At 66.3% G+C, this 16,516-nt stretch carries 18 protein-coding genes and 4 tRNA genes; 11 read left to right on the forward strand and 11 right to left on the reverse strand.

What is annotated here, in order from left to right; genetic code table 11:
* Positions 1-76: 76 nt before the first annotated feature.
* Positions 77-151: transfer RNA gene (locus tag Aph01nite_RS14475), tRNA-Lys, on the reverse strand.
* A 75-nt stretch (positions 152-226) separates the two neighbouring features.
* The gene (locus Aph01nite_RS14480; RefSeq protein WP_204041379.1) at positions 227-1,381 is read right to left on the reverse strand and encodes an acyl-CoA dehydrogenase family protein; all 1,155 of its coding nucleotides are present in this window, start codon (positions 1,379-1,381) and stop codon (positions 227-229) included.
* 85 nt (positions 1,382-1,466) lie between these two features.
* On the opposite strand from Aph01nite_RS14480, the gene Aph01nite_RS14485 reads away from it, so the two are divergent.
* Positions 1,467-1,877: a PspC domain-containing protein gene (locus Aph01nite_RS14485; protein WP_204041380.1), complete on the forward strand. Its 411-nt coding sequence runs from the start codon at positions 1,467-1,469 to the stop codon at positions 1,875-1,877.
* Here the strand turns inward: Aph01nite_RS14485 and Aph01nite_RS14490 are convergent.
* Together Aph01nite_RS14490 and Aph01nite_RS14495 are read right to left on the reverse strand one after the other, a co-directional pair.
* Entirely contained in the window at positions 1,874-3,160 is a 1,287-nt protein-coding gene (locus Aph01nite_RS14490) for an MFS transporter (RefSeq protein ID WP_204041381.1), read from the reverse strand. The two genes, Aph01nite_RS14485 and Aph01nite_RS14490, sit on opposite strands and share 4 nt — an antisense overlap.
* 94 nt (positions 3,161-3,254) lie before the next feature.
* A complete protein-coding gene (locus tag Aph01nite_RS14495; RefSeq protein WP_204041382.1) occupies positions 3,255-3,596 on the reverse strand; it encodes a metallopeptidase family protein in 342 nt (113 codons plus the stop codon).
* Between Aph01nite_RS14495 and Aph01nite_RS14500 the strand changes: the two genes are divergently transcribed.
* The 4 genes from Aph01nite_RS14500 to Aph01nite_RS14515 all read left to right on the forward strand — a co-directional run bounded on the left by Aph01nite_RS14500 (position 3,508) and on the right by Aph01nite_RS14515 (position 5,603).
* Positions 3,508-5,265: a metallophosphoesterase family protein gene (locus Aph01nite_RS14500; protein WP_239161686.1), complete on the forward strand. Its 1,758-nt coding sequence runs from the start codon at positions 3,508-3,510 to the stop codon at positions 5,263-5,265. The two genes, Aph01nite_RS14495 and Aph01nite_RS14500, sit on opposite strands and share 89 nt — an antisense overlap.
* A tRNA-Glu gene (locus Aph01nite_RS14505) sits at positions 5,266-5,338 on the forward strand.
* 96 nt (positions 5,339-5,434) lie between these two features.
* Positions 5,435-5,509: transfer RNA gene (locus Aph01nite_RS14510), tRNA-Asp, on the forward strand.
* Positions 5,510-5,529: 20 nt separating this feature from the next.
* Positions 5,530-5,603 (forward strand) — tRNA-Phe (locus Aph01nite_RS14515).
* A 78-nt stretch (positions 5,604-5,681) separates the two neighbouring features.
* Here Aph01nite_RS14515 and Aph01nite_RS14520 read toward each other — a convergent pair.
* Both Aph01nite_RS14520 and Aph01nite_RS14525 read right to left on the reverse strand, forming a co-directional pair.
* A complete protein-coding gene (locus Aph01nite_RS14520; protein WP_204041383.1) occupies positions 5,682-6,074 on the reverse strand; it encodes a tyrosine-type recombinase/integrase in 393 nt (130 codons plus the stop codon).
* 318 nt (positions 6,075-6,392) lie between these two features.
* Positions 6,393-6,809 (reverse strand): caspase family protein, encoded by a 417-nt coding sequence (locus tag Aph01nite_RS14525; RefSeq protein ID WP_204041384.1) that lies wholly within the window; start codon positions 6,807-6,809, stop codon positions 6,393-6,395.
* A gap of 413 nt (positions 6,810-7,222) precedes the next feature.
* Between Aph01nite_RS14525 and Aph01nite_RS14530 the strand changes: the two genes are divergently transcribed.
* Positions 7,223-8,251 carry a S1 family peptidase gene (locus tag Aph01nite_RS14530; RefSeq protein ID WP_204041385.1) on the forward strand — a complete coding sequence of 343 codons (1,029 nt, stop codon included), beginning with the start codon at positions 7,223-7,225 and terminating at the stop codon, positions 8,249-8,251.
* 153 nt (positions 8,252-8,404) lie between these two features.
* On the opposite strand, the gene Aph01nite_RS14535 is transcribed toward Aph01nite_RS14530, so the two are convergent.
* On the reverse strand, positions 8,405-8,650 hold the full coding sequence (locus tag Aph01nite_RS14535) for a hypothetical protein (protein WP_204041386.1): 246 nt from the start codon (positions 8,648-8,650) through the stop codon (positions 8,405-8,407).
* A 243-nt stretch (positions 8,651-8,893) separates the two neighbouring features.
* On the opposite strand from Aph01nite_RS14535, the gene Aph01nite_RS14540 reads away from it, so the two are divergent.
* A complete protein-coding gene (locus Aph01nite_RS14540) occupies positions 8,894-9,757 on the forward strand; it encodes a hypothetical protein (protein ID WP_204041387.1) in 864 nt (287 codons plus the stop codon).
* Positions 9,758-9,801: 44 nt separating this feature from the next.
* On the opposite strand, the gene Aph01nite_RS14545 is transcribed toward Aph01nite_RS14540, so the two are convergent.
* A complete protein-coding gene (locus Aph01nite_RS14545; protein WP_204041388.1) occupies positions 9,802-10,479 on the reverse strand; it encodes a helix-turn-helix domain-containing protein in 678 nt (225 codons plus the stop codon).
* Between the two features lie 246 nt (positions 10,480-10,725).
* On the opposite strand from Aph01nite_RS14545, the gene Aph01nite_RS14550 reads away from it, so the two are divergent.
* Positions 10,726-11,346 carry a pentapeptide repeat-containing protein gene (locus Aph01nite_RS14550; RefSeq protein WP_239161688.1) on the forward strand — a complete coding sequence of 207 codons (621 nt, stop codon included), beginning with the start codon at positions 10,726-10,728 and terminating at the stop codon, positions 11,344-11,346.
* 194 nt (positions 11,347-11,540) lie between these two features.
* Here the strand turns inward: Aph01nite_RS14550 and Aph01nite_RS14555 are convergent, their stop codons facing one another.
* Entirely contained in the window at positions 11,541-12,185 is a 645-nt protein-coding gene (locus tag Aph01nite_RS14555; protein WP_204041389.1) for a hypothetical protein, read from the reverse strand.
* A 278-nt stretch (positions 12,186-12,463) separates the two neighbouring features.
* Here Aph01nite_RS14555 and Aph01nite_RS14560 point away from each other — a divergent pair, with 278 nt between their 5' ends.
* The 3 genes from Aph01nite_RS14560 to Aph01nite_RS14565 are packed head-to-tail and all read left to right on the forward strand — an operon-like array spanning position 12,464 to position 14,550.
* Positions 12,464-13,183 (forward strand): GAF and ANTAR domain-containing protein, encoded by a 720-nt coding sequence (locus Aph01nite_RS14560; protein WP_204041390.1) that lies wholly within the window; start codon positions 12,464-12,466, stop codon positions 13,181-13,183.
* A complete protein-coding gene (locus Aph01nite_RS41420) occupies positions 13,158-13,634 on the forward strand; it encodes an STAS domain-containing protein (protein ID WP_239161689.1) in 477 nt (158 codons plus the stop codon). The genes Aph01nite_RS14560 and Aph01nite_RS41420 overlap by 26 nt, the downstream gene beginning before the upstream one ends.
* Positions 13,522-14,550 (forward strand): quinone-dependent dihydroorotate dehydrogenase, encoded by a 1,029-nt coding sequence (locus tag Aph01nite_RS14565; RefSeq protein WP_307836778.1) that lies wholly within the window; start codon positions 13,522-13,524, stop codon positions 14,548-14,550. Before Aph01nite_RS41420 ends, Aph01nite_RS14565 begins: the two co-directional genes overlap by 113 nt.
* Position 14,551: 1 nt before the next feature.
* Here Aph01nite_RS14565 and Aph01nite_RS14570 read toward each other — a convergent pair whose 3' ends face one another.
* Both Aph01nite_RS14570 and Aph01nite_RS14575 read right to left on the reverse strand, forming a co-directional pair.
* Entirely contained in the window at positions 14,552-15,403 is an 852-nt protein-coding gene (locus tag Aph01nite_RS14570; protein ID WP_239161690.1) for a carbohydrate ABC transporter permease, read from the reverse strand.
* Between the two features lies 1 nt (position 15,404).
* On the reverse strand, positions 15,405-16,451 hold the full coding sequence (locus Aph01nite_RS14575; RefSeq protein ID WP_239161691.1) for a carbohydrate ABC transporter permease: 1,047 nt from the start codon (positions 16,449-16,451) through the stop codon (positions 15,405-15,407).
* Between the last annotated feature and the right edge of the window lie 65 nt (positions 16,452-16,516).

Below are 16,516 nucleotides of genomic sequence, written 5' to 3' on the forward strand. Positions count from 1 at the left end.
GGGGAACATGATCAAGAACGACTCGCCCGAGATCCTGATTGATGGATCAGTAATTGGGCTTCTACCTGCGATGATGTGGTGGGGCGCCAGGGATTCGAACCCTGAACCTACGGATTAAAAGTCCGGAGCTCTGCCGTTGAGCTAGCACCCCTTGCTGTTGCAGGGTACAGCGAGTCGCAACCGCTCCGCGACGTGCTTTCCCCGTGATCCAGACTAGCGGCAAGCCTCACCGATAGGCAGGCAGACCCGTCAGAGCCTCCCCGAGAACCAGCGTGTGGATCTCCTGCGTGCCTTCGTACGTCAGCACGCTCTCCAGGTTGTTCATGTGCCTGATGACCGGATACTCCAAGGTCACCCCATTGGCCCCCAGGACGGACCGAGCCTGCCGCGCGATGTCCAGCGCGGTCCGCACGTTGGCGAGCTTGCCAAAGCTGATCTGCCGGGGCGAGAGCTCGCCCGCGTCCTTCAAGCGGCCCAAGTGCAGCGCGGTGAGACCGGCCTGACCGAGGCCGACGGCCATCCAGGCGAGCTTCTCCTGGGTGAGCTGGAAGCCTCCGATGGGCTTCCCGAACTGAACACGAGTCTTCGCGTACTCGATCGCGGCTTCCAGGCATGTACGCCCAGCCCCCACAACCCCCCACAGAATGCCGAACCGTGCCTCAGACAGGCACGAAAGTGGCCCCTTCAACCCGGTCACACCGGGGAGAACCGCGGACGCCGGCAGCCGTACGTCATCGAAGTACAGCGAAGAGGTCACCGAGGCCCTAAGGGACAGCTTGCGGTGGATCTCAGGGGCGGTGAAGCCCGGCGTCGACGTGGGGACGACGAACCCCCGAACCCCCGAATCGGTTTGAGCCCAGACGATGGCGACATCCGCGATGGAACCATTGGTGATCCACATTTTGGCGCCGTTGAGGATCCAGTCCCCGGACGGGTCCTGTTTGGCGTGGGTACGCATCCCCGCGGGATCCGACCCATGATCAGGCTCGGTCAACCCGAAGCACCCGATCGCCTCGCCGGCCGCCAGCTTCGGCAACCACTCCGATTTCTGCTCCTCCGACCCGTACTTCCAGATCGGGAACATTGCCAGCGACCCCTGAACCGACACGAACGACCGCAGCCCGGAGTCTCCGGCTTCGAGTTCACGGCAGGCCACTCCGTACGAAACCGCGTCGAGCCCGGCGCAGCCGTACCCGGACAGATGCATGCCGAGCATGCCCAGGGAGCCCAGTACGGGCGCGAGGGACGAAGCGGGAAATGTCCCTCGTTCGAACCAGTCGGCGATCTCCGGGAGCACGTGTTCCCTGACGAAACCCTGAGCGGTGTCCCGAACCATGCGCTGTTCGGGGGTCAGCTGGTCGTCCAGGTTCAGCAGGTCCATGGGGCCAGGGTATCCGGGGATCATCGGGGTTGTACCAGGGGCAATCCCGATGTGCGAATCCCGTCATAGAGGGCAGTCTGGAGCCATGAACGAGATGACGACCAACGGTTCGGTCAAGCAGCTCCGCCGTCGCAAGGACGGCAAGATGGTCGCCGGGGTTTGCTCCGGTGTCGGACACTACGTCGGGATCGACCCCAACATTCTGCGGGTCGGCCTCGCCATCGCGTCGCTCTTCGGCGGCCTGGGTGTCGGCATCTACGCGGTGGCGTGGCTGATCATCCCGGACGAGTACAAGGACGCCTCGATCGTGCAGAACCTGATCGAGAAGAACAAGGACAATCCGGTCTGGCTGGACGCGCAGGCCAAGGCTCGGGAGGGCTGGGCGAAGGCCACGCACAAGCAGGGCCAGCCGTCCTTCCCCCAGGAGCCCCAGGACCCCTACGCCCACCACCCCTACAACCAGCCCACTGCGCCCAAGGCGGACGACAAGCTCTAAGCTGCCCGAACCTTGGCGATGATCTCCGTACGGGACTCGGTCCAGGTCATGGCCAGCACGGCCGCGACGGACAGACCGGCCGCTCCGGCCAGCGCGACCACCGGCTCGGGGCCGAGTTCCTGGGCGAGCGCGCCCCCGATCAGGATGCCGACGCCCTGAGCGGCCAGCAGCCCTGACTGCACCAGCCCGAACGCCTGCCCCCGCCGCTCCGGCGGCACACACTGAACGAACGCGGCATTAGCCGCAAGCTGGTACGCCCCGCCGACGCCTGACAGAACCCAGAGAACCAGCACGATCTCCAGCGGCGGCCGCATCGCGCACAGGATCAGCGGCGCGCATGTCAGCATCGACATCCAGCCCATCGCACGCAGACGTCCCGAAGGCGTGACGAATCTGCTGAAGAGGAACGCTCCAAGCACGGTCCCCGTCGGCATCGCCGCCATCAACAGCCCGCCGATCACGGGCACGGGTAACCGCCCGTCGTCCAGCTCCGCCGCGTACGGCACCGCGATCCCCTCCGGGAGTACGTAGAAGCCGCACAACCAGGCGAACAGCACCAAGGTCCGCAGACGGCGGTCGCCGAAGACCATCCGGGCGCCGGCCCGGGTCATGGTCCACATCGACGGCAGGTTTCCGTCCGCGAGGGCGGGCGCGGGGCGGCGCCGTACCCCGGCGAGCAGGATCAGGGCGGAGCCCAGGAACGTGGCGCAGTCCAGCGCCAGCGCCCGGTACGGCCCCAGCCCGGCGATCACCGCGCCGCCGGCGGCGAAGCCCAGCATCTGGACCGCCTGGTTCGTCATGTTCTGCAGGGCGGACCCTATGACGTACCGATCGCCTTCCAGGATCTCGGGCAGCAGGGCCGCCCGCGCGGCCGAGAAGGGCGCGCTGAGCAGGACGATTAAGAAGACCAGCGTGCAGAGCACCGGGAACGGCACGCCCGGGACCGCCATGATCGCGACGAGGCCCGCGCGGATCAGGTCGCAGAGGAGCATGACGCGGCGGCGGGGGAACCGGTCGGCCAGTCCCGCGAGCAGCGGGCCGCCGATGATCGGCGGCAGGTAGGTCAGCGCGTAGACGGCCGCGGTCGCGAGCGGCGACTGCGTGCGCGTGTACACGAGCACGGCGAGGGCGACCTGGGCGAGCTGGTCGCCGAGGAGCGACATGCCCTGCCCAAGCCACAGCGCCCGGAATTCTCCGATCGCGAGGACTTCGCCGTAGGTTGCCTGGCGTTCGGGTGGACGGCGGTGCCGACCCGGTAGCCGGTCGGGCTTGGTGGCCGCCATTTCTCTCCGCTGAGCTTACAGGACTGCACCTGACAGACCGTGTTCAGTATGTCACCTACAGTGCCTACCGCGCTCGCGAATTGCAACCCCGCGACTACCATCCGAGTTCGTGCAGCCGCTCGTCGTCGATGCCGAAGTGGTGGGCGATCTCGTGCACGACGGTGATCTGCACCTCTTCGATCACATCGTCCTCGGTCTCGCAGATCTCCAGGGTCGGATTCCGGTAGATCTCGATGCGATCGGGCAGCACGCCGGAGTACCAGTCGCCGCGCTCGGTCAGCGGAATGCCGGTATAGAGGCCGAGAAGCCCCTGTTCTGGCGGATCGTCAACGACCACGACGACGATGTTGTCCATCACCTTCGCGAGTTCCGGCGGGATCGTGTCCAATGCTTCGGACACGAGCTCCTCGAATCTGTTCCGCGAGACCTCGATCACAGTGTCAAATCTACTTGGCTCCGGATTTCGGGTAGACATGAAGAACGTGGAGCTCACCAATATCGCTCGCCGCCTTGTTCGGGGCCGGACGGCGCGGATTGTGGCGATCGTCCTGGTTGCCCTGGCCGGCGCCTGGCTCGGGCTGTCCTTCGGCGCGACCACCCAGACCGCCGTGGGGCCGGCCGACATCGGCATGACCCTGCGTCCGGCCTGGGGCGGCGAAACCGTGATCGACGTACGCCCTCTTGGCACCCTCCGATTCGACAGCCACAGCGGTCCGGTACGGCTGGGCATCAGCATCGAGGCGGTCCATCCGGATGTGGCCCAGCAGATCCTGGAAAATCCCAGATGGGCTGACCGCCTACCCCAGACCATCGAGGCCGACCTGCTCCAGGGTCTCCGCGACCTGATCATCCGAGCGGTGGTCTGTGCGATTCTGGCCGGATTCCTCACCGGTCTCGTCGTCTTCCGCCGGCTCACCATGGCCGCCTGGACCAGCGGAATCGCGCTGGTCGCGGTGGTCATCCTCGGCGCAGTCTCGGCCCTCACCCTCAACCCGCGCTCAATCTCCGAGCCGAGATATACGGGTTTGCTGACAGGTGTCCCGTCTTTGGTGGGAAACGCCCGATCGATCGTCACCAAATTTTCTGAGTACCGCGGCCAGCTGGCCAAACTCGTGACGAATGTCTCACAACTCTACGAAGCGGGGTCAACCCTGCCGATCTATGAACCCGATCCCGACACCATTCGGGTTCTGCACGTCTCCGACCTGCACATCAACCCGGTCTCGTGGAATGTGATCCGCTCCCTCAAGGAGCAGTTCAAGGTCAACATGATCATCGACACGGGGGACATCAGCGACCACGGCACCAGCGCCGAGAACGGTTTCGTCGAGGAGATCGGCCGCCTGGGCGTGCCGTACGTGTTCGTTCGCGGCAACCACGACTCGCGCGAAACCGAAGAAGCCGTGGCGAAGCAGAAGAACGCCATCGTTCTCGACGGAACCTCCGCGGAGGTGAAGGGCCTGCGCATCTACGGCGTGGGGGACCCCCGCTTCACGCCCGACAAATCCGTACCGGTCGACTCGGATCCCGTCTCTCTGGCCAACCTGGGCCGTTCCCACGCCGTACGGCTGTCGCCCCCGGAATGGCCACGAAGCACCTCCACCTCCGCGCCCGACACCATTCCCGCCGACATCGTTGCCGTACACGACCCCACTGTGGGGCGCGGGTTCAGCGGCGCGGTCTCGCTCGTCCTCGCGGGACACACCCACGCCCGCGCTACCGAGATGCTCTCCACCGGAACCCGGGTGCTCATCCAGGGATCCACCGGCGCGGCCGGCCTCCGGGGGCTCGAACACGACGAGCCGACTCCCCACCAGGCCTCAGTTCTGTACTTCAGCAAGGACACTCATCGGCTCCAGGCCTGGGACGACATCACCGTCGGGGGGCTGGGGGAGCAGTGGATCCAGTGCGAACGTCATATCGAGGCCAACCCAGGTCGTACAATTTTCCCAGAGCCAGGGAACGTCCCGTCGCCATCGGGAACGATCAGTGGCACGCCGTCGCCGATCGCTTTGGCATCAAGGGCTCACGTCCCCTATGCTTCAGAGGTCTCCGACGGAAGACGGCACGGAACAGGGACGATCCCCCCGGGGACAGGCTCCTGAGCCCCCATCGTCTAGCGGCCTAGGACACCGCCCTTTCAAGGCGGCGGCACGGGTTCGAATCCCGTTGGGGGCACTGGTTTACCAGGGAAAAAGGAAGGTCGAAGACCTCCTGAGAACTGGTAAGCTAGGCAAGCCGAACAACACGGAAGCGCAAACTTCCGGACATAGAGGTCCTGTAGAGCAGTTTGGAGTGCTCGCCACCCTGTCAAGGTGGAGGTCGCGGGTTCAAGTCCCGTCAGGACCGCTCCCGACGCCAGTCGTCGAGGTCAGGTAGCTCAGTTGGTACGAGCGACCGCCTGAAAAGCGGTAGGTCGGCGGTTCGACCCCGCCCCTGACCACCTTTGTGACCAGCAAAAACGCCCGATCCAAGTTCATTGGAACGGGCGTTTCTTGTTGCTGCGTGTCTACCTGCGTGACTAAGCCTTCTTGGGTGTCCTCGGGAAGATGAGGTCCATCGCTTTCGCGCCCTCCTCAATGACTGGCCGGATTTGGTGCCGGTAGACCAGCTCCGTAACGGCTGTCCCGTTGTGCCCGACAAGGCGAGCGATGTTCTCCAAGGGCATTCCCGAGTCGGACAGGAGTGAGACTAAGGTGTGTCGCAGCTCCCGGGGCGTCCACTCCCTTCCGTTGAGTCCGGCCTTGTCGAAGATGACGCCGAGGTCCCTTTCCACGTTGTTCACGTCTAGCGGCCGGCCGGTATGGGTGCAGAACACAAGGTCGTTTTCCTGCCAGCTCTCGCCTGCCTTCTCGCGAGCCACGACCTGCCGGACATGGTGCTCTCGCAGTGCGTCCACACAGCGCAGTGGCATCGCCAGCGTTCGAGAGACTTCCTAGTCTTGGTGTCCCCGCCGTCCCCCACAGAGCGCCAGACCATGATGGAAGGCGGTATGCCGTCGTCTGGACGGCCATCCATGTCCACATGGGACCAGGCCAATGCTCGTAACTCTTCGGTCCGCGCTCCGATCAGGATGGACAGCACGACGTAGGCGTGCAGGGTGAGGGGAGCAGGAGGGAGAGGGAAGGGGACGCCCTTGGGGGTGAGGGATCAGCCTGGACGATCCAGCAGAGAAGGCAGGAAGCGGGGAGCGAACACGCCGGGGAAAGAGTTCGGGCAGCAAGCTGTTCCTTCAAGCACTGTAACAACAGTCCAGCAGCAGAACGATCTTCTGCGATCTGCTGCGGTCGATCTGCTCGTTCACGAACGCGGCGGACAGGCCGGTGGCCGCGAGCCGGTCGAGTTTGGTGGTCGGCATGGCGAAGTACAGCCGGCCGGATTCGTCCTTGACCCCATGGCAGGAAAGGTGCAGCACCAGGAGGTCGTCACGCTTCCGGTCGGCGAAGAATCCTTCGATCTCCTCGGCGACTTCGTGCGCGGGGCGATTGAACAGCTGCTGGGTGGCGAATCCACCGATCTCCGGATTCGCCAGGACCTCGGTAAGCTCCCTGCCGTCGTGCGTGGGCGACCGCAGCCGCCCCAGTGCCCCGTCCGCGTACGTGTCCGCCCCGACGATGAGCGCGTACGAACCCGGCTCACTGTCAGGCATGGCACCCAATCCCCTGAATTGGGCCAACCGAAATAAACCTCACCCATCAATCCGGGAATGCGCCCACCCCTGGAAACCGAGCCGCACGTTCTCCCACCGAGCACGACTCCTTGCCCTGAGAAGCCCTCCGATTTGTTGATCCGGGTATATAGACGCGTTTGCGCAGGTACCAGACGTACGGACAAGGTTAATCGTTTCAGCCGCGCGTCATTTTCACTCACGCCGTGGGGTCGTCGCATGGGTCGAGGAAATGGGTCGGCGCGGTTCGGTCAGGATGTGAGTCGGCAGGGGCTCGACCGTGGGCAGGGCGTCGTGATGAAAAGTCGTGATGAAAGTCGTGGTGAAAGCTGGGTGGCACCGGGTGGAACGTTGGCGTTGGAACGCGTGGAACGGTGAGGAACGCCGAAGGATACGTGAATCCTCTCTTACGACGATGGATCCGGCTGGCGGTCGCGGCCGCGACCGCCGGCTCGGTGGTGCTGACCGCGCCGCTTCCGGCCCACGCGGACCCGGATCCGGATCAGCAGATCGTTGGGGGCACGGTCGCCGACTGGGCCGACTACCCCTACCTGGTGAGACTCGACGGCTGCTCGGCCTCGCTCATCTCCCCGACCAAGGTGCTCACCGCGCAGCACTGCGTCGCCGGGCGAACCGTCCCTCCGCAGGCCACTTTCAGTAACGGCGTCACGGTCCCCACCCAGGTGTACTCGACGATGCCCGGCTACGTTGAGGACAGCCCGGGCTACGATCTGGCGGTTCTCAGCGTTCCGGCGTGGGCGACGGCGGGTGTCCCGTACGTGCCGCAGGTGGGTTCGCCGTGGCGGCCGGGGAACTACCAGCCGGGCGTGGAGGCGACGCTGGCCGGCTTCGGCCTGCCCAGTCCCGATTCCGACCCCACAGAATTCGGCACCCTGCGCGCGATCGACACGCCGATCCGCAGCGACGACGCGATGGACGACATCTACAACCCCTGGTACGGCCCGGACTGGTGGATCTCACGGTTGATGATCGGCGCGGGCGGGTCCGCGCACACCACGTGCTACGGGGACAGCGGCACGGCGCTCACGGTCAACCAGGACGGCAACCGCATCGTCCAGGTGGGTGTGCACTCCTTCGGTCTCGACTGTACGGCCGCCGCCGCGCTGATGGAGTTGTCGGGGCCGCAGCTGGCGTGGCTGGCGTCCATGGTGCCGTCGGTGCAGGACGGCTGGGGTCCGTGTACGGCACCGAACGGGCAGCCCGGTCGTCCGGACGTACGGTGGGGCCAGGGCATCCCCGAGGGGGGTTCGAGCGAGAACGGCAGGCCGTGGAGCATCCGGTGCGTGGTGCCTCAGCCGATGCCGCCTCCTCCGGTCCCCGACCCGGAGGACGATCCGCCGCCGCCCCGGGACTGTCCGCCCCGGTTCGAGCAGTCGGCACGTCCCTGCCCGAAGCCCAGATAGCCGGAGACGGCCCGCAGCGCCGATAGATGCCGGCAACCGGGTCCGACCGTCCTGATTCCGAGCGTCTCGGCTCCTGAGCGCGCCACGTTCCTTGGCCTACAGGCCGGGAGGGTGGCGCGCTCAGCTTCTTCAGGTTCACGGATCAATGAACCGCTACTCACCGCGCGGATGCGGAGCAGACCTCTCGGCGTCCTCGCGTGCCATCCGGAACTGCCGTCGGACATAGAACTGAGCCGCGGCCAATGCGCCGGCCAGCGCGAAGCTCACCGGCATGTACCACGACGCTCCGGTCAGCGGCTCGCCCACGATGACGAAGCTCAGGACAATCCAGACGAGGAACACCCCGAACAGCAGGTAATTCACCAAGAGCCAGCGCTTGCCGGAAGTCGGTTCTGTCATGATGTCGCCCCCATTCGGCACATGTGACGTCGTACTAGATCAATAAATCAGACAGACCCGATGTTGGCCATGGTTCCTTCCGGTAAACCGATATATCCGGATATGTCAGTGAAAAAGCGCACAGTCGGACCGTGGACTTTGTGGCGGCTCGGAGGTGGTCGTGGCTGCGATCCTCGGCGCATCGCATACAACCATGCCCGCGGTACGAACGCCGGGGCACCGAAACCGAAGGACCAACGCGCCATGCTTCGCAAAGCACTCATCGCCGGTCTCTCCACCGTTGCAGCGGCCGCCCTGTCTGCTGCACCGGCAAACGCGGCGTCCTACACCTACCCCGACACGCACTACGTCGAGGCGGACGAACTCGTCAGCAACCTCAACTCGATCGCCTGGCCGTCCCAGGAGACCTACAACACCTACTCCAACTCGACCCCGCTGCTCACCTGGGGCACCAACGGGACGCCCACCAGCTACCGCAACCGGAGCCGGTGCGCCTCGTTCGTGACCGAGGTGTTCAAGCACACCTTCTCCTGGGCCACGCCCAGCTACTTCCAGACGTCCTTCGGCAGCACCAGCCCGTTCGCCGCGGACTACTACAACACGATCAAGACCGCGTCGGTGTCGGACCACTTCGCCCGGATCGGGAGCGTCAGCATCCTGCGCCGGGGCGACATCATCGCCATCAAGTACAACGACGGCGGCAGCGGCGGCAGCGGCGAGGCCACCGGCCACGTCATGATCGTCCAGGACAAGCACCAGTACGACCGCGACGGCGACCCCGACACCACCGAGTGGGCCGTGCGGGTGGTCGACAGCACCAGCAACCCGCACGGCGCCGCGGAGACCGCCCAGCCCGGCTCGCCGTACCTGTCCTACCCCGACACCCGTTCGGTCCCCGTCTTCGGCTCGGCCGGCGACGACGAGGAGTACAACGGCGCCGGCCGCGGCTGGATCTTCATCCAGGTCGTGAACAACCGTGCCACCGGCTACTGGTGGGGCGCCAACGAGAACACCTTCTACTCGGTGGCCAACCGCCCGATGGCCATGGGCCGCGTCGTGGAGTCGACCTCCAGCCAGACCGACCAGGTCATGGAACTCAACCAGTAAGAAACCTGCGAAGGCCCCGGACGGTTTCGTTCCGGGGCTGGCGGTCAGCGGTCGTCGGGTGGTTCTTGTAGGTGGGGGCGGAGTTCGAAGGTTCGCCAGATTCGGCCGATCGAGGACTTCGAGAGTCCGCTGTGGCGGGCCATGGTGGCGCGGGACCAGCGGGTGGCGCTCCCGGGGGACTCCAGGAGGGTGGCCCTGACGACCTGTTCGATCTGTTCGGGGGTGATGGTCGTGGGCCGGCCGCGGCGCTGGCTGCTGAGGAGGCCGTCCAGGCGGTGGCGTACGAAGCGGTTGCGCCACTTGGAGACCGTGTCCGCGTGCACGTTCAGGTCGGCGGCGACCTCCTCGTTGGTCTTGCCCGAGGCGCAGGCCAGGATGATCGTCGACCGGAGGGGGAGCCCTTCGTAGGGATCGTCGTCGACGGTTGCCCACTCGCTGAGCTGGGCGCGTTCCTGGTCGGTCAGGTCTATGTCGATTTTGGGGCGACCGGGACGGCCGCCCTCGGTCAGGCCGTCCAGGCGGTTCCTGAGGAATCGGGTACGCCATTTGCCGACGGTCATCGAGGAGATGCCGAGGTCGGCGGCGATCCGCTCGGTCGCGGCGTGGGGCGAGGCGCAGCGCAGGATGATCTCCGCTCGCATCGCCCGCGCGGGCGACTCGTCGTCGTCGGACCACCGGGTGAGTCGCTCGCGCTCCTCGTCGGTCAGGATCAGTTCGGTCACCGGAGCCCCCCATCAGGTCGCCGGACGTATCACGTGGGTCTCCATGGACGCATTGATGCGGTCAGGACATCCAGGGCCATTCAGCGACGAGAAAACCGAGGCAGTGGTCCCCCGCCGACAAGGTCACCGGGTCGGCGAGGAGAAGTCCGGGCGGTACAGGTAAGCGAATGGGTCGAACCGCGTCCAGGCAGGCACGCCGCACCCACCGCCCGGGAAATGTCAGTCGGCGTGCGTAGGGTGGCGGGCGTGGTCGAACGAAAGCCCAAGGGCATGCCGCCGCAGGCGGATACGACGATCCGGTCGGTGAGCTGGGACGGAGACGACCTGTCCGGGCAGGAGCATCACCGGGTCGAGTTCGTCGATGTGGACATGACCGAGGCGACCAGCAGCCGGGCGGTCTTCTCCGAGTGCACCTTCCGCGGCGTGCGCTTCAACGTCTCCGCCCACACCGAGTCGGCGTTCCTCAACTGCACCTTCGTCCGCAGTTCGTTCTTCGACGCCACCTTCACCGGCTGCAAACTGGTCGGCAGCACCTTCGACGGCTGCACCTTCCCGCTCCTCAAGGTCGAAGGCGGCGACTGGTCCTTCGTCAGCCTGTTCCGCGCCGACCTCACCGGCGCCCACTTCGATGGCGTACGGCTCCGCGAAGCCGACCTCACCGACGCCATCTGCGCGCGTTCCACTTTCCACCGAGTCGACCTGTCCGGCGCGGCCCTCCGGCAGACCGACTTCACCGACGCCGACCTACGCGGCAGCGACCTGTCGTCCCTCGACCCACGCTCCGCCGTCCTCAAGGGCGCCAAGATCGACATCACCCAGGCGATCACGATAGCCACCGCATTCGGCCTGGACGTCTCACCCAGCTGAGAGCAACTCGACGCTGGTTCTCGCCGTTCTCCCAGCGCCGTTAACGCAGGTTGCGACTTCTTGCCGTCGCGACGCCAAAAGCGCCCAGAGGGTGGCGAAACGGCATGAAACTGATCGACGTTTCGAGATGTGCTGCGCGCGCGGTGGGGGACGTCCCCGCCCCCGTGAGCAGATGCATTGTAAGTATCGGTTGGTCAGGTCTGCTTTCGGCGGAATAGGACGTAGGCCAGGAGGGCGGCGACGGGGAGCAGGGTGATCAGCCACCAGGGGGAGGCGGCGCCGGTCTCCTGGGCGGCCGTGGTGGTCGTGGTCGGCTGGGGAGGGGTGGGCGTCTGGATGAGCCTGGGAGTGCCGAGAACCGGGATGAGGTCGGTGGCGGGAGTGCCGAAGATGTCCGGCTGGACGTTTTCGGTGGTCAGGGGTCCTGAGCCGGTCACCGCGCGGTTGCCGGAGCACAGCGTCGTGGACAGGGGCACGGACTCCGCGTCAGGCACGTCCCGGCCGAAGAACTCGTCCCCCGTGCGCGCGAAGATCAGATAACGGGTGCCCACCGCCAGTTCGGCCCCGCAGGACGACGAATGCTCGGACGACTTCACCTGAGTGGTCGCGGTGAGATCACCCTTGTAGACCGAGTCGACGCGCATCGTGAACACCGCGACGCTGGCGAACGGCTCACCCAGGGTCTCATGCTCGGTGACGACGCCGCTGAACACGGCGTGTGAGTCGTCCATCCGGACCTTGGGTTTCGTGGGCGCGCAGGAGCACGCGTACGCCGTACCCGGGGAGACCACGAGGAAGCCTGCGAGCAGGGTCAGCACGACGGCGAGTCGGTGGCACATGCCCAGGTAACGAATTTCCGACCCCGCGGGTTCAGATCGGATCTGGGGTTGGGCTGGTCGTGATCAAGACTGCCCACTACGCTTGGCGATCAGTGATTCCGCCGTGTGTCCGCGGGCTACTTCGTCATGGAGGTGCTCGTGCCCGGCGTTGAGTCCCAGTTTTCCCCATGTACGGCAGACAGGACTGACATGCCCGAATTCGGGCAGGTGAGATGACCTCGACGCTGTCTCTCCATTACCGCGCCGGCGCTGAGGTGAGGGTGATGAGAGGAACGAGAATGACCCGTATCGATCCAGCAGCACTGGTCGCGAGTCTGCGACGGTTGCAGCAGGCCGCTCCGGCGACCGGGATCGTGTACCACTTGGAGCGAATCGTCCAAGCTGTGGACCGGATCTTCGGGTACTCGGGAGCCGGTCTGATGTTCGCGGAGCAGGATCGCACTCTGCGGTACCTGTTCTCGACCGATGAGCCCGGGCGCAGCCTGGAACACGCGCAGGCGGCGGTCGGCACGGGTCCCTGTGTCGAGGCGTACCGGGACAACACCGCGGTGACCTCGACGGATGTCAGGAAGGACAGCCGCTGGCCGGACCTGGCGGAGTTGCTGCACCCGGACGTGCGGGCGGTCGCGGGGGTGCCGGTCCGGCTGGGCGGCGTGCCGGTGGGCACGCTCAACGTCTACCAGGACACCACCCACGAATGGGAGGAGTCCGACACCGAGGCGCTGCACGCGTACGCGCACGTGATCGAGCAGGTGCTGGCCGCGGCCATCGAGGCCGAGGAGAAGTCCCAGCTCGCCGATCAACTCCAGTACGCGCTGGACTACCGCGTCGTCATCGAACGCGCCGTCGGCTACCTGATGGGCAAACATGATCTCACCGCCACCCAGGCCTTCACCGGCCTGCGCAAACAGGCCAGGGACAGCAGGCGCAAGGTGGCCGATCTGGCCGCGGAACTCCTCGGGGAACAGGGCCGTGGAGATCCTGATCACGCGCGCTGAGCGGGTGGTCAGGCTGACTTTGATCGGGGATCTCGATTTTCTCGGCGCTCCGGCATTGCGCCGCACGATCCGCGACGCGGGTGTTTTCGGCCGGCCGGTCTCCCGCTTCGAGCGGAGCCATCTCTACCTCGATCTCGCGCGGATCGCCTTCATCGACTGCGCCGGGGCCCGGACCCTCGTCTGGGCGGCCGCGCGCATGCGCGGGCGACTCACCGTGCTCTACCCGTCCAGGCCGGTCGTGCGCCTGCTCACGCTCCTGGAGTTCGATCGTTTTCTCACCGTCGTGGAGCGGGGCGATACCCTGAACGGTGATGTACCGAATCCTGCTCACGCGAGTCCTGAGCCGTTTCGACGCCGAGACGGTTCATCATCTGACGATCCGGCTGCTCCGGATCCTGGCGCTGCTGCCGATCGGGAAGCGGATCCTCCACGGCTGGCTGGCCCCGCGTGACGAGGCCCTCCGTGTGCAGGCCTTCGGCGTGCACTTTCCGGGGCCTTTCGGGCTCGCCGCCGGGTTCGACAAGAACGCCCAATGCGTCGAACCGCTGGCCGCGCTGGGCTTCGGCCACGTCGAGGTCGGCACGATCACCGCGCACGCCCAGCCCGGCAACGCGCGCCCCCGCCTGTTCCGGCTGGTCCCCGAGCGGGCGATCATCAACCGGATGGGCTTCAACAACGAGGGCGCGGCGAAGGCGGCGAAACGGCTGAAGAAGCCGCGCAGCCTGCCGGTCGTGGTCGGCGTCAACATCGGCAAGACCAAGGTCGTGCCCGAGGACGAGGCCGCGCTCGACTATGTCGCCAGCGCCCGGCAGTTGGCCCCGCTCGCCGACTACCTGGTGGTCAACGTCAGCTCGCCGAACACGCCGGGCCTGCGCAACCTTCAGGCCGTCGAGCTGCTGCGGCCGCTGCTCACCCAGGTCAAAGACGTCGCGGGCCGTACGCCCCTGCTGGTGAAGATCGCGCCTGACCTGGCCGACGAGGACGTGGACGAGGTGGCGCAGCTCGCCGTCGAACTCCAGCTCGCCGGGATCATCGCCACCAACACCACGATCAGCCGGAAGAACGTCTCCTCGACGGAGCAGGGCGGACTGTCGGGGCGGCCGTTGAAGGAGCGTTCGCTGGAGGTGCTCCGGCGGCTGCACGCCAAGGTGGGGGACCGGCTCACGCTCGTCTCGGTCGGCGGCGTGGAGAGCGTGGACGACGTCTGGGAACGCCTCCTGGCCGGCGCCACCCTGGTCCAGGGTTACACCGGGTTCATCTACGGGGGGCCGCTGTGGCCGTCCCGGATCAACCGCCGCCTCTCCCGCCGCCTGCGCCGGCACGGGTACACGTCGATCACCCAGGTCATCGGGCGCGTCGCCGACTAGATCACCCCTTGTCCGAGCCCTCGTTGGCCCCTCGCACGAAGTAGCGCTGGAAGACGACGAAGATCACGGCCACGGGGATCGTGGCCAGGACGGCCGCGCCCAGTTTGAGCGGGTACTGGGTGCCCACGCCGAGGGAGCCCGAGACCAGGTCCGCGAGTCCTCGGGGCAGGGTGAACAGGGCGGGGTCCTGGACCGCCACCAGGCTGTGCGGGAACTCGTTCCACGTGGCCTGGAACGAGATGATCGTCAGGGTGATCAGCGCGGGCCGCGCCATCGGGAGCACGACCGACCAGAAGGTCCGGAACACCCCGGCGCCGTCGATCCGGGCGGCTTCCTCGACGCTGACCGGGATGGACTCGAAGAACTGCTTCATGATGAAGACGCCGCCCGCGTCCACGATCACCGGCAGGATCAGCGCCGTGTAGCTGTTGTAGATGCCCAGCTGGTTCAGCACCAGGAACTTCGGGATGAACAGCACCACGCCGGGCACCGCCAGGATGGCCAGAACCGCCGCGAACAGGCCGGCTCGGCCGCGGAAGCGGAGGCGGGCCAGCGCGTACCCGGCCATGGAGTTGAGCAAAAGGCGGGCGAGGGTGACCACGATCGTCACGAACACCGAGTTGCCCAGCCAGAGCGGCAGGTCCGTGCCGAGGAACACCCGCTCGTACCCGGCCGTGGAGAGCGGGTCGGGAATGGGCGACAGCGCGCTCGACACCGCGTCGGGCTCGGTCTTGAGCGAGTTGCCGATCTGGATGACGAACGGGTAGAGGAAGACCAGCGCGAAGAAGATCAGGACGCAGTAGCCCAGGAACGATGAGGCGAGCGTGCGCCCACCGGTGGTGTCGCGTGCCACCTCACACCTTCCGATCCCGCATGATCCATCGCTGGACCAGCGTCAGCACCACGATGATGGCGAACAGCACGAACGAGATCGCCGTGCCGGAGCCGTACTCGAAGCTCCGGAAGGCCGTCTGGTACGAGAGGAACGCCGGAGTGAGGGTGGTCTTGGCGGGGTTGCCCTGGCTCATCACGTAGACCTGGTCGAAGATCTGCCAGGTGGAGATCATGCCGAGGGTGAGCACCAGGAAGAGCGTGGGCTTGAGCATGGGGAGCGTCACGTACCGGAACACGCCCTTGCGGCCGGCGCCGTCGAGCTTGGCGGCCTCTTCGAGGGTGACCGGGATGTCCTGGAGGGCGGCCAGGAACATCAGCATGAACGTGCCGGAGGTCGTCCAGATCACCAGCATGATGATCGTGCTCATCGCCACGCTAGGCCCCGACAGCCAGTCCCACCAGGAGAGCCCGAAAGGCCCGGGTTCCAGCAGCGCGGCCGGGGGAGCGTCGATGTCCACCAGGCCGAGCCCGTTCAGCAGCAGGTGCAGGAGCCCGCGGGCGTCGGAGAACCACTGCGGCCCGTCCACGCCGAACAGGCCCAGCAGGTTGTTGACCGCACCCGAGTTGGCGAACACGAACAGGAAGACCACGCTGATCGCCACCGAACTGGTGACCGAGGGGAAGAAGAACGCGGCCCGGAAGAATGACTTGCCGCGCAGCAGCCGGTTGTTGACGATCAGCGCCAGGCCGAGCGCCAGCACCGTCTGGCACGGCACCACGATCACCACGTAGTAGAAGTTGTTGCGCAGGCTGGTCATGAAGTCCTGCCTGGTCAGCCCGTCCTCGGTGAACAGCCGGGTGTAGTTCTCCGCGCCCACGAAAGGCACGGTGGACCGGAACGGGCTGCCCTGCCCGTTCCAGTCGGTGAGGCTCACCCAGAGCGCCATCAGGATCGGCAGCAGCATGAACAGCCCGAGGATGACGACCACCGGCGCCACGAACAGCCAGCCCGCGAGGTTCTCCCTGGCGGCGGTGGAGAGACCCCGGCGCCGCGCGGCAACAGCCACGACGGCCTCCTTTCAAGCCCGCCCGGTACGGCACCCGCCCGCGGATGCCGTACCGGCCGGGGGTG

Origin of the sequence: Acrocarpospora phusangensis (genome assembly GCF_016862995.1) — a bacterium.
GTDB lineage: Bacteria > Actinomycetota > Actinomycetes > Streptosporangiales > Streptosporangiaceae > Acrocarpospora > Acrocarpospora phusangensis.

Coding starts and splice junctions, on each gene's coding strand:
- Aph01nite_RS14485 (WP_204041380.1), top strand. CDS start 1,467: ATGAACGAGATGACGACCAACGGTTCGGTCAAGCAGCTCCGCCGTCGC.
- Aph01nite_RS14540 (WP_204041387.1), top strand. CDS start 8,894: ATGCTTCGCAAAGCACTCATCGCCGGTCTCTCCACCGTTGCAGCGGCC.
- Aph01nite_RS14535 (WP_204041386.1), bottom strand. CDS start 8,650: ATGACAGAACCGACTTCCGGCAAGCGCTGGCTCTTGGTGAATTACCTG.
- Aph01nite_RS14520 (WP_204041383.1), bottom strand. CDS start 6,074: ATGCCACTGCGCTGTGTGGACGCACTGCGAGAGCACCATGTCCGGCAG.
- Aph01nite_RS14560 (WP_204041390.1), top strand. CDS start 12,464: ATGACCCGTATCGATCCAGCAGCACTGGTCGCGAGTCTGCGACGGTTG.
- Aph01nite_RS14555 (WP_204041389.1), bottom strand. CDS start 12,185: ATGTGCCACCGACTCGCCGTCGTGCTGACCCTGCTCGCAGGCTTCCTC.
- Aph01nite_RS14490 (WP_204041381.1), bottom strand. CDS start 3,160: ATGGCGGCCACCAAGCCCGACCGGCTACCGGGTCGGCACCGCCGTCCA.
- Aph01nite_RS14525 (WP_204041384.1), bottom strand. CDS start 6,809: ATGCCTGACAGTGAGCCGGGTTCGTACGCGCTCATCGTCGGGGCGGAC.
- Aph01nite_RS14480 (WP_204041379.1), bottom strand. CDS start 1,381: ATGGACCTGCTGAACCTGGACGACCAGCTGACCCCCGAACAGCGCATG.